The organism is Edaphobacter modestus (assembly GCF_004217555.1).
Lineage (GTDB): Bacteria > Acidobacteriota > Terriglobia > Terriglobales > Acidobacteriaceae > Edaphobacter > Edaphobacter modestus.
In genome coordinates, this window is the sequence record NZ_SHKW01000001.1 from 3,123,550 (window position 1) to 3,135,703 (window position 12,154).

General features: G+C 56.5%; 10 protein-coding genes. 9 read left to right on the plus strand and 1 reads right to left on the minus strand.

Annotation, left to right across the window (positions count from 1 at the left end; all coding sequences use genetic code 11):
• Positions 1-9 precede the first annotated feature (9 nt).
• The 9 genes from nuoF to BDD14_RS13200 are packed head-to-tail and all read left to right on the plus strand — an operon-like array spanning position 10 to position 11,134.
• On the plus strand, positions 10-1,281 hold the full coding sequence (gene nuoF / locus BDD14_RS13160; protein WP_130419199.1) for an NADH-quinone oxidoreductase subunit NuoF: 1,272 nt from the start codon (positions 10-12) through the stop codon (positions 1,279-1,281).
• On the plus strand, positions 1,278-3,992 hold the full coding sequence (nuoG, locus tag BDD14_RS13165) for an NADH-quinone oxidoreductase subunit NuoG (protein ID WP_207231867.1): 2,715 nt from the start codon (positions 1,278-1,280) through the stop codon (positions 3,990-3,992). The genes nuoF and nuoG overlap by 4 nt, the downstream gene beginning before the upstream one ends.
• On the plus strand, positions 3,989-4,942 hold the full coding sequence (gene nuoH / locus BDD14_RS13170; RefSeq protein WP_130419201.1) for an NADH-quinone oxidoreductase subunit NuoH: 954 nt from the start codon (positions 3,989-3,991) through the stop codon (positions 4,940-4,942). The genes nuoG and nuoH overlap by 4 nt, the downstream gene beginning before the upstream one ends.
• Before the next feature lie 12 nt (positions 4,943-4,954).
• The gene (gene nuoI / locus BDD14_RS13175) at positions 4,955-5,470 is read left to right on the plus strand and encodes an NADH-quinone oxidoreductase subunit NuoI (RefSeq protein WP_130419202.1); all 516 of its coding nucleotides are present in this window, start codon (positions 4,955-4,957) and stop codon (positions 5,468-5,470) included.
• Positions 5,471-5,479: 9 nt separating this feature from the next.
• On the plus strand, positions 5,480-6,100 hold the full coding sequence (gene nuoJ / locus BDD14_RS13180; protein WP_130419203.1) for an NADH-quinone oxidoreductase subunit J: 621 nt from the start codon (positions 5,480-5,482) through the stop codon (positions 6,098-6,100).
• On the plus strand, positions 5,988-6,296 hold the full coding sequence (gene nuoK, locus BDD14_RS13185) for an NADH-quinone oxidoreductase subunit NuoK (protein ID WP_130419204.1): 309 nt from the start codon (positions 5,988-5,990) through the stop codon (positions 6,294-6,296). Before nuoJ ends, nuoK begins: the two co-directional genes overlap by 113 nt.
• 2 nt (positions 6,297-6,298) lie before the next feature.
• Positions 6,299-8,173, plus strand: coding sequence for an NADH-quinone oxidoreductase subunit L (gene nuoL, locus BDD14_RS13190; RefSeq protein WP_130419205.1), 1,875 nt, complete (start codon positions 6,299-6,301; stop codon positions 8,171-8,173).
• A 9-nt stretch (positions 8,174-8,182) separates the two neighbouring features.
• Positions 8,183-9,679: an NADH-quinone oxidoreductase subunit M gene (nuoM, locus tag BDD14_RS13195; protein WP_130423085.1), complete on the plus strand. Its 1,497-nt coding sequence runs from the start codon at positions 8,183-8,185 to the stop codon at positions 9,677-9,679.
• 3 nt (positions 9,680-9,682) lie between these two features.
• Positions 9,683-11,134 (plus strand): NADH-quinone oxidoreductase subunit N, encoded by a 1,452-nt coding sequence (locus BDD14_RS13200; RefSeq protein WP_130419206.1) that lies wholly within the window; start codon positions 9,683-9,685, stop codon positions 11,132-11,134.
• A 13-nt stretch (positions 11,135-11,147) separates the two neighbouring features.
• Here the strand turns inward: BDD14_RS13200 and BDD14_RS13205 are convergent, their stop codons facing one another.
• On the minus strand, positions 11,148-11,597 hold the full coding sequence (locus tag BDD14_RS13205) for a CBS domain-containing protein (protein ID WP_130419207.1): 450 nt from the start codon (positions 11,595-11,597) through the stop codon (positions 11,148-11,150).
• Between the last annotated feature and the right edge of the window lie 557 nt (positions 11,598-12,154).

Consider the following 12,154-nt stretch of genomic DNA (forward strand, 5'->3'; position numbering starts at 1 on the left):
GCATTCTCTATGGAAAAACCTCTTACAGGCAATTTTCGACCTGACAAAACTGCGGTGAGCCTTCCGGAGTACGAGCGTGCCGGTGGATACCAAGGGCTTCGCAAGGCACTCGCTATGGAGCCGGCTGAAGTCACGGAATTGATAAAGAGATCGAATCTTCGCGGACGGGGAGGGGCGGGTTTTCCGACCGGCACGAAGTGGAGTTTCGTGCCCATGGGAAAGGAAGCTCCGCATCCGAAGTACCTCGTTGCGAACGCCGACGAGATGGAGCCGGGAACATTCAAGGACCGCGCATTGATGGAGAGGGACCCGCACCAGTTGATTGAAGGATTGATCGTATCCGCATACGCGATTGAGGCCGATATCGGTTACATATTTTTGCGAGGCGAGTACGAGTGCTCCAACCAGCGCCTTTCCAGAGCGATCGCCGAAGCAAAAGCAAGCAACTATCTCGGCCGCAACATTCTCGGATCGGGCTACAGTCTAGAAATTCATCTTCACGCCAGCGCTGGCCGTTACATCTGTGGCGAAGAGACGGCTCTGCTCAATGCACTTGAAGGAAAGCGAGCGCACCCGAGAGCGAAGCCACCCTTCCCCCAGGTTTGCGGGCTCTGGGGAAAACCGACGATCGTTCAGAATGTGGAAACACTTTGCAATGTGCATCACATCGTAGACAAGGGGCCTGATTGGTTCCGAGGCCTGAGCCGAACTGAAGACGGAGGCACAAAGCTGTTTGGGGTCAGTGGCAAAGTCCGGAGGCCGGGACTATGGGAACTTCCGATGGGCACGCCTCTGCGTGAAATCCTCGAGGAACATGCCGGAGGAATGCGCGATGGCTTGCATTTTCGCGGATTGCTGCCTGGCGGAGCGTCGACAGACTTCCTGGTTGAGGAACATCTGGACACGCCTATGGACTACGGAAATGTACAGAAAGCGGGAAGCCGACTGGGCACGGGAACTATGGTGGTGCTTGACGATCAGACTTGCCCTGTCGGCATGGTCTGGAATCTCGAACACTTCTTTGCACAGGAATCGTGCGGCTGGTGCACACCGTGCTGGAGCGGACTGGCGTGGACGGAAAAGATTCTGTTCGCAATGGAGCAAGGCAGAGGAACCGCTCGAGATCTCGATACGCTGATGTTCCAGACCAAGTTTCTTGCTCCGGGCAACACCTTCTGTGCCTTTGCGCCTGGGGCAGTCGAGCCACTGCAGAGTGCGTTGAAATATTTCGCTGGAGATTTTCGTCGGCACATCGACGAACAACGGTGTCCCTGGAGATGACCGTGGCGACCATTTACATCGACGACAAGCCCAGACAGGCGAATCCGAAGCAGAATCTGCTACACGCCTGTCTTTCACTGGGTTATGATCTTCCGTATTTCTGCTGGCATCCGGCATTGGGCTCGGTGGGCGCATGTCGCCAGTGCGCAGTTAAGCAATTCCGCGACGAGCAAGACACTTCAGGCAAGCTCATCATGTCCTGCATGACACCAGCTGCCGACGGCACACGCATCTCCATCGTCGATCCTGAAGCCGTGGCCTTTCGCGCCGCTGTTATCCAGGGCTTGATGCAGAACCATCCGCACGATTGTCCTGTATGCGACGAAGGCGGCGAATGTCACCTCCAGGACATGACGGTCATGACCGGACACCGGTCACGCGTTTACAGTTTTGGCAAAAGAACGTTTCGCAATCAGTATCTCGGTCCGCTGGTGAATCATGAGATGAACCGCTGCATTCAATGTCAGCGATGTGTGCGCTTTTATCGCGAATACGCAGGTGGTGACGACCTGAACGCGTTTCATCTGCGCGACACGATCTACTTTGGGCGACACGAAGACGGCGTTCTGGAAAACGAGTTCAGCGGCAACCTGGTTGAAATCTGCCCGACGGGTGTATTTACCGATGCAACACTCAAGCGCCACTACGCGCGCAAGTGGGACCTACAGATGGCGCCGTCGATCTGCGCTCATTGCGGGCTGGGTTGCAATACCACTGTTGGCGAACGGTATGGCACACTGCGCCGCATCGTGAACCGTTATAACCACGAGGTGAACGGGTACTTTCTTTGCGATCGTGGACGGTTTGGCTATGAGTTTGTGGAGAGCAATCAGAGAATTCGCCATCCACTGCTGAACGGCAAAGCAGCAACGAAAATTGAGGCATTGGAACGATTCGGCGCCATCTTGCGCGATGGCAAGGTGTTCGGCATCGGGTCACCACGGGCCTCCCTGGAGGGCAACTTCGCACTACGCACACTGGTTGGTCCCGATCGTTTCTTCGCTGGAATTTCCGACCATGAGTTGCAGCTCCTTTCGACCATGCTCCGCATCCTGCGCGAAGGCCCGGCGCGATCACCTTCCCTTCATGAGATGGAGCACTCGGATGCAGTGTTCGTGCTTGGGGAGGATGTCACGAATGTCGCGCCGATCATGGCTTTGCGACTACGTCAAGCTGTGCGTCAGGCCCCCATGCGGATCGCGGAGAAACTGCACATCCCGGAGTGGCTCGACCATTCGGTGCGCGAGGCTGTGCAGGATGAGAAGGGTCCCCTCTACATTGCTTCTCCTTACGCGACGAAGCTGGATGACATCGCGACGGCCACCTATTACGCCGCGCCAGATGATCTGGCACGGCTGGGTTTCGCTGTCGCCCACGCGATCGATCCCGGTGCTCCCGTTGTGACGGGGCTTGTGCCGGACCTGGAGAAGATGGCGGCGGACATAGCTTTTGCGTTGCTTGGCGGGCAGCATCCATTGGTTGTTTCCGGTACAGGCTGTGGTAGCCAAAGTGTCATAGAAGCGGCGGCGCAGGTTGCATGGGCTCTGTGCAAGGTGGGACGCCATGCGGCTCTCAGCTTCACGGTGCCGGAGTGTAACAGTCTTGGTCTTGCGTTGATGGAACCTCGTCCACTCTCTGAAGTCGTCTCTGCGATCAAGAGCGAACCAACAAACACGCTGATTGTTCTTGAGAATGATCTGTTTCGCCGTGGTCCTGCAGACGCAGTGTCATCCTTGCTGAAAGGTGCCCGCCACCTTGTCGTTCTCGATCATCTGGATAACGCCACAACAGACGCAGCCGAACTTGTATTGCCCGCAGGCACCTATGCCGAATCTGATGGAACGATCGTGAACAACGAAGGGCGCGCCCAGCGATTCTTCCAGGTTTTTGATCCCAGTACCGATGTGCAGGAAAGCTGGCGATGGTTACGCGAAGGGGCGATTGCGGCGGATTCTGAGAACGAGGCGCAGTGGCAGAGCCTCGACGATCTCACGACGGCCATGGCCGCAGAAATGGCTGCATTTGAATCGATTCCGCAAGTTGCTCCTCCGCGGAAAGCTGGTGGGAAGATCGCACGCGAACCGAACCGATACAGCGGTCGCACTGCGATGCTAGCCAATATCAGCGTGCATGAGCCCAAACCGCCTGACGATCCCGATTCTGCCCTCGCGTTCTCGATGGAGTCCGGTCCCGAATCGGCTCCGCCTTCGTTGATTCCTTTTTTCTGGGCACCCGGTTGGAACTCCATTCAAGCGGCCAATAAATTTCAAAGCGAGGTGGGCGGCCCATTACGCGGCGGTGATCCCGGAGTCCGTCTGATTGAGCCGTCACTGGAGCCGGGCTGGCAGTATTGCTCTACGGTTCCCGCAGCATTTCAACAGCAGCCGGACGTGTGGGTGGTCGTCTCGATATTTCACATCTTCGGGTCAGAGGAACTCAGCCGCCACGCGCAAGGCATCGCTCAACTGGTCCCCCTTCCCTATGTGGCATTGAACCCAGCGGAGGCTTCGCAGAGTGGGGTGAACGCCGGCGAGCGGATCAAGGTGTCAATTGAGGGGTCTCTATTCGAACTAGAGGTCATGTTGCGAGCCGACCTGCCTCGCGGTGTAGCCGGCTTGCCCGCCGGACTGTCGCCAGCCGGGGGTATACTTCTGCCAGCTTTTTGCAGGCTTGCACCAATCCTGGCTGAGCCATCCACAGGTGCTTTATGACGTGGAACCTCTTTCCCCTCGTCATCATCGCGGTGGTTCTGTTTGTGGTGCTCAATCTATCAGCCGGATTGATTTGGGTGGAGCGCCGTCTGCTTGCCTTGTGGCAAGACCGGTATGGCCCCAACCGTGTCGGCCCATTTGGGTTAGGACAGGTGGTAGCCGACTCGGTGAAGATGTTCACCAAAGAAGACTGGGTTCCACCCTTTGCGGACAAACCGGTTTTTGTCCTCGCGCCTGCCATTATTGTTGTTACCGCGCTGCTCTCATTTGCGGTCGTGCCTTTTGCTTCGGGATTTGTCGTTGCCGATCTCGACATTGGGGTCCTGTTTCTCCTGGCGATGTCGTCCCTGGGCGTTTATAGCGTTGTTCTGGCAGGCTGGGCGTCGAACAACAAGTACTCGCTGCTCGGTGGCATCCGCGCTGCCGCACAGATGCTCAGTTACGAGGTCTTCATGGGTCTGTCCCTGTTGGGCGTGGTCATCCTGGCTGGCTCATTCCGGATCTCGCATATTGTCGAAGCGCAGCGCGGGCTGTGGTTCGTGGTGCCTCAATTCCTCGGCTTCGTTCTGTTCCTGATCGCGGGCGTGGCGGAGACGCGTCGGCTGCCATTCGATCTTGCGGAAGCGGAGAGCGAACTGATAGCGGGCTTTCACTCAGAGTATTCCGGAATGAAGTTCGGCATGTTCTTCGTTGGGGAATACATCGGCGTAATCCTGATCTCGGCGACCATTGCGTTGTTATTCTTCGGTGGCTGGTTAGGGCCCGTGTTGCCGGGCCCGGTCTGGTTTGCAGCGAAGACGATGTTCTTCATCTGTCTATTCATCCTGTTTCGCGCGGCGCTTCCCAGGCCGCGATTTGATCAGATGATGTCCTGGGGCTGGAAGGTGATGCTGCCCCTGGCACTAGTGAATTTGTTGGTAACCGGGGCTGTTGTGCTGGCCCGGACATAAAGGAGGCCCTTCGTGCTCAGCCTCGTGCGCTCTTTGTGGGAGGTTTTCCTGCACACTTTTGCGCGGCGCGTGACCGTTCAATACCCGGAGGAAAAGCCCTATCTCGCGCCTCGGTATCGGGGTCGCATTGTCCTTACGAAGGACCCCGACGGAGGAGAACGCTGCGTCGCCTGCAATCTCTGCGCCGTCGCCTGTCCGGTGGATTGCATCTCTCTGCAGGCAACGGAGGATGAGCACGGTCGGAGATACCCGGAGTTCTTCCGGATCAATTTTTCCCGCTGCATTTTCTGCGGCTATTGCGAAGAAGCGTGTCCCACGTATGCGATTCAGCTAACACCAGATTTCGAGATGGGTGAGTACAAACGGCAGAATCTCGTCTACGAGAAAGCTGACCTGCAAATTGAAGGCCCGGGAAAGTATCCAGATTACAACTTCTGGCGCGTGGCCGGAGTCGCAATTGGTGGCAAAGACAAAGGAGAAGCTGAGAACGAAACTGCACCCGTCGACACTCACAGCCTGATGCCTTGAGGATGAGCCATGACCACACTTTTCTATCTCGCGGGTATTGTTGCCGTCATTGCTACGCTGCTCGCCATCACCCGACGCCACGCGGTCCACGCACTGCTCTATCTGGTCGTGTCGCTGCTCGCCATCGCCGTGGATTTCTATGCTTTGGGGGCGGCTTTTGTGGCAGCGCTTGAAGTCATGATTTATGCGGGTGCCATCATGGTGCTCTTTGTGTTCGTCGTGATGATGCTCAACGTCGCCGAGCACGCTATGGAAGTGGAGCGCGAGTGGCTGAGACCTCGAAACTGGTATGGGCCTTCCGTTCTCGCTCTGATCCTATTGGCAGAGCTGGCCTACTGCGCTTTTACATTCGGCAGCACGCCTTCGCTGGCTAACGCAGTAAGTCCAAAGCAAGTCGGCGTGGCGTTATTCAGGATTTACTGGATCGGAGTCGAACTAGTGTCTCTGTTGTTGATGGCGGGGTTAGTCGGAGCATGTCATCTGGGACACCGTGCAATCACAAGAGAGGAGGAACGACATGCAACAGGTGCCGATACAACACGCGCTGATTCTGGCGGCGATTTTGTTCGCGCTGGGTCTCGCCGGGCTTCTGACGAGGCGGAACCTGATCTTCACGCTCATGTGCATTGAGATCATGCTCAATGCGAGCGGCCTGGCCTTTGTCGCGGCTGGTTCCCGCTGGGGGCAACCGGACGGTCAGGTAATGTTTCTGTTTATTCTCGCCGTGGCAGCCGCCGAAGTTTCTGTCGGGCTGGGCTTCGTACTCCTGTTCCACAAGCGACAAGCCGCATTGGATGTGGACGCCGCCAGCAGGTTGAGAGGTTGAACATGTTCCAACTATTGTGGCTTGTTGCGGCTGTTCCGCTTGCAAGTGCTGCAGTACTTGCGCTGTTCGGTTCCCGGTTGCCCCGCAAAATCATCGCGATCTCGGGTGCCGGCTCCATCGGGTTCTCCGCGGCACTTACTTTGTTGATTGGCGCAGAGTTCGTAACATCGCCACCTGCCGGCAACGCTTATGTGCAGCACCTGTGGACGTGGATGAATAGCGGTGGATTTAGACCCGAGGTCGCACTCTATCTCGATTCTGTTGCGCTTCTCATGCTTCTGGTCGTCACGTTTGTCGGCTTCCTGATTCATCTCTATTCCGTTGAGTACATGCGTGACGATGAAGGGTACGCGCGATTCTTCGCCTATATGAACCTTTTTGCAGCGTCGATGATCACGCTTGTGCTAGCGAACAATCTGCTCTTGCTGTACCTGGGGTGGGAAGGTGTCGGGCTCTGCAGCTTTCTGCTGATCGGTTTCTGGTATCGGGATCCAGCGACCGTTCGCGCAGCGAGCAAAGCCTTTATCGTGACCCGGGTGGGCGATACCGCTTTCGCCGTAGGGTTATTCCTCCTGTTTACGCGGCTGGGGACGCTGGACATCCAGGAGTTGATGCATCGCGCCTCAGCGCAGTGGAGTTCGGGCAGTGGGGTCGCTGTGGCGGCAGCAGCGCTTTTACTCGGCGGGGCAGTTGGTAAATCCGCGCAACTGCCGCTCCAGACCTGGTTGCCGGACGCGATGGCCGGCCCCACGCCCACCAGCGCACTCATTCACGCGGCGACCATGGTCACCGCGGGAGTTTATCTGATTGCACGCACGCACGTGCTCTTCACATTGGCTCCTCCTGTCCAGCTTGCCGTAGCGATCATTGGCACCGCCACGATGCTTTTGGCCGCCTTCAGCGCACTTGCCCAGCGTGATATGAAACGAGTGCTGGCGTACTCCACCATCAGTCAGATCGGTTACATGTTCCTCGCGCTCGGACTGGGTGCCTGGTCGGCTGCCCTGTTTCACCTTATGACGCACGCTTTCTTTAAGGCGCTGCTCTTTCTGGCTGCGGGAGTCGTCATTCATGCCGTACATGAGCAGGACCTCTACCGCATGGGCGGGCTCCGCTTCGAACTGCGACTCGCATTCTGGTCGTTCGTGATCGGCGGATCGGCACTGGCCGGCCTGCCACTGATAACCGCTGGTTTTTTCAGTAAGGACCTCATCCTATGGCAATCCTGGGCAGGTCCGAATGGAAATGTATTGTTCTGGATCGCGGGCATGACGGGAGCCATGCTTACCTCGCTCTACACCTTCAGACTGATCTCTCTGACCTTCTACGGCCCACAGCAGGCACACGTGAAAGCAGAAAGCGGCCTCTCTGTTCGCATCGCGCTGGTCGCACTTTGTGTTTTGTCGCTACTGGGTGGGTATGTGGATACTCCTCCACACTTTGGCGGCGTCCCCGCACTCTCAAACTTTCTAAGCAGCGCTTTGCCTCCGCTCGAAGAGGTTCACGTAGGTCCGATTACTGAAACCATCACGGCCCTCTGTGCCAGTCTGTCGTTCGGACTCGGCCTCGTGCTGGCGTACCTTCTCTATGGACCACACCGTTCGCGGCTGCCCGCCCAGGGTTTCCTGCCGAGGCTCTGGCTCTCAGGCTGGGGCTTCGACCGGATATATGACCAGCTGTTCGTTCGCCCGTTCCAATGGCTGACACGAAAGAGCAAGAGCGACATTGTGGACGTGCCGATCCGTGGGTTGGGCGAGATTACGGTGCTTGGGTATCGGACTTTGCGGCGGATACAGACCGGACATGTGCGTTGGTACGCAATGGGACTTGCTATGGGAACTGCCGCGATCCTTGCGATCGCATTCTTTGCCCGATGAGGTATTGTGATGATCCTGCTCAGCCTGATTCTGATTCTTCTCGTCGGTGGTATCTCATCGTGGATCGTCGCTCGTTGGCACGTAACAGTGGCACGTTGGATTGCTGTCGCAAGCGTGGGAGCGGATCTGGCGGTCACCATCGGTGTATGGATTGCCAACACTGGACGGTCGCAGCCCGCGACGCAACGCTGGTTGGAAGAATGCAATTTCAATTGGATTTCGCAGTTTGGTATCCGTTTCCATCTGGCACTCGATGGCCTTAGCCTGGCGTTGCTGCTCCTGACCTACTTTCTAGGCATCGTGGCCATTCTTTCCTCTTGGACGGAGATCCGGCAGCGAGTTGGTTTCTTTCACTTCAACCTGCTTTGGGTACTGGCAGGCATAACCGGTGTGTTCCTGGCTGCGGACCTGTTCGTCTTCTACCTGTTCTGGGAGTTGATGCTCGTGCCAATGTACTTTCTGATCGGCATATGGGGCCACGAACGGCGGATCTATGCAGCAACGAAGTTCTTTCTTTTCACGCAACTGAGCGGTCTGTTGATGCTGATCGCGATCATTTCGCTGGCTGTTCTCCACCAGCACGCAACCGGCGTTTTCACCTTCGACTATGAACAGTTGCTCAATACAACGTTGTCTCCCCGTTCAGCACGTCTTTTGATGCTCGGGTTCTTTGTCGCGTTTGCGGTGAAACTACCCGCATTTCCCTTTCACACCTGGCTCCCGGATGCACATACCGAAGCTCCCACCGCCGGTAGCGTCATCCTGGCTGGACTTCTACTGAAGACGGGCGCGTATGGGCTGATCCGTTTCGTGCTGCCTCTCTTTCCAGGCCCGTCGCGCGAATTGGCTCCCCTCATGATGACAGTCGGCGTGATCGGAATTCTTTACGGAGCAGTACTTGCGGTCGGTCAAACCGATCTTAAACGGCTCGTAGCCTACACCAGCGTCAGCCACATGGGATTCGTGCTCCTCGGAATCTTCGCGGGAAATGAAATTGCGCTCGAAGGAGCCGTGATCCAGATGATTAGCCATGGAATCAGTACGGGCGCGTTGTTCGTTCTTGCCGGCCTGCTTCAGGAGAGGATGCACACCCGCGAGATATCACAGATGGGTGGCCTTTGGGAGACCATGCCTGCGCTCAGCGGGGCGGGGCTCCTGTTTGCCATGGCCTCGCTCGGACTTCCAGGACTCGGCGATTTCGTAGGTGAATTTCTCGTTCTGCTTGGGGCGTATCGAGCCAACATCAGTCTCACGGTTGTAGCGACCCTGGGCCTTCTCGCGGCCACGCTCTATGGGTTGAGGTTCGCTCAGGGCGCGTTCCATGGCCCGAACCTGCATCATTGGAGTCTGCCGGACATGCGCCTTCGCGAATCGACGATCCTGGGTTCAATGATCCTTTGCCTCCTTTGGATCGGCCTCTACCCGCAACCAATCTTGAACACACTGCGTCCCAGCCTGGCTGCCGTGCAGCAAAGTGCGTTCCCGCAAGAGCTCGCTAGGAGATAAGAAATGAATGCCGCTGATTTTATTGCGTTGCTGCCGCTACTTACGATTTCGGCGACCGCAGTCGTTTTGATGATCGCGATCGCAATCCGGCGCAATCACAAAGTTGCCGTCATAATTTCGCTGATCGGCGTGGCGGTGGCCGCGGCGAGCCTTTCGCTCACTGCATCCGCAGAACCGCGGCAGATCACCAGCCTTTTAGTTCTCGATTCCTATTCACGTCTCTACATGGCGATTCTTCTTGGTGCGGCAGCATTTGTATTCCTGTTCGGCTATGACTACCTGAAGCGCCGCCAGGAACGTCCGGAGGAGTTTTATCTGCTTGTACTGCTGGCAACGACAGGCGCAATGGTGCTTGTCGTCAGCCTCAATTTTGTGTCGTTCTTCCTTGGATTGGAGCTGCTGAGCGTAGCACTTTACAGCCTGATCGCATACGTACGAACCGAGAGCGCGTCTATCGAAGCAGGAATCAAGTATCTGGTTCTTGCTGCGTCATCATCATCCATCCTGCTGTTTGGTCTCGCGCTGATTTATGCGGATTCGGGGTCGATGGATCTCTCTCAGTTCGCTGCGGCGATGATCCGCCCTACAGGGTCTGCAAACACCGTTTCTCTTATGACGGGCCTGATGCTTGTTCTAACAGGCGTCGGGTTCAAGCTGGCGGTCGTTCCATTTCAACTCTGGACGCCGGATGTCTACGAAGGCGCGCCCTTGCCGGTTACGGCGTTCATTGCCACCGTATCGAAGGCTGGAATGTTTGCGTTTCTATTGCGTTGGTTCCATGTGCATGATGGGGGGTTATCGGGAGCGCTGGGCCTCGTCCTCACGATCATTGCGATCGCTTCCATGCTGGCGGGAAACCTTCTTGCGCTTTTGCAGACCAACGTCAAGAGGATTCTTGCATTTTCATCGATTGCTCATATGGGTTATCTGCTGGTCGCGTTGCTCGCTGGAGGACCACTCGGTGCCCCGGCAGCCACCTACTACCTGATCGCCTATGCAGCGACGATTCTCGGCACCTTCGGCCTGATGACCGTGGTGTCCGGGACGCGATGCGAAGCCGCCTCTATCGACGACTACCGTGGACTCTTCTGGAAGAGACCGCTTCTTGCAGGTGCCTTCACCACAACGCTTCTTTCACTTGCAGGGATTCCACTCACTGCGGGATTCCTCGGTAAGTTCTACGTCATTGCGGCCGGCGCTTCACAATCCCGATGGCTACTTCTCTTCACCCTGGTCGTCAGCAGCACCATCGGTCTGTTCTACTATTTGCGCATCATCGTCGCTATGTACTCCCAACCGGGAGGCCCTGGCCTCGAGGGAGAGTCATCCACACAGCAACTGTCTCTCCCAGCTACCCTGGCGCTCACAGCTCTTACCGCTCTCATATTGCTGCTGGGCGTCTACCCGGCACCACTTTGGGATGTCATCCTGGCTGTCACCCGCGATCTCGGATGATCTATAACCCGGCCTAACAAGGGTATTTTCCCTCGATATAGTGCTCTAGCTGTTCGATCGTGTGATCCTGGGCGAAAGCGATCCAGTTCACAAGGTCTCCGATGGAGATCATTCCCAGAATCTTCCCGTCGCAAACCACAGGAAGATGGCGAATCCGGTTGGTTGTGATCAGCCGCATGGCTTCGTCAACGGAACACTCTGGCGCAATGGTAATCGGCGACTCAACCATGATCTCGCTCACCGGAGTATCTTTCGAGCCTCGTCCCAGAAGGATGACCTTTCGGGCGTAGTCTCTCTCCGAAACGAGACCCACGAGTTGGCCTTGATCGATCACCAACAGCGCACCCACATCCTTATCGGCCATCATCTGCATGGCGGAATAGACTGTCGCATCGGAGGGTACGAACCATATGTCACAACCCTTCTTGCGTAAAACGAAAGACACGGGATCAAGCACTCTCATGGCTAGCTCCTTACACGATTCAAGTCTCAAGGCGCTTTAGAGAAGAGACAAGCTAGACGCCGTACCCCAGTAGCTGCGTGTCGGGAACTGGGACGCGGCGCTTGCGGCAAGAAAGACAAATTTTCACAGCTACGCTCACACTTCAAACGAAGAAAGCCGTCACTCGGCGTCGAAATATACGCCCCGCACCGCAACAATTGCAAACCTGCTACCGAAGTTGAGCACATGGAGGACTTGCGGAATTTTCTACACGCCCTTACAAGAATGGAGAGGAGTTGACCGACGGAGTTGGCAGCCCGGAGGAAGTTCAATGGCTTCCATCTTGTCGTCTCGTCTACTTCTAAGGTTGCTAAGCCTAAGCAGTCGGAGTATCTACCTAAAAAAGTGGCTCCACGGGCTAGGTTTGGGACCACCTAAACACGTTTCACAAATGAAGTTAGTGACTGGAGCTGATGCCGCTTGTCCCAGTCCCTGTTTCGAAATGGCCAGTCTCTCGTATTCCTGTTTGGCCGAAAGTTCGAAGATTGTCCGCAGACCCCGACCATTTATCCAATTGG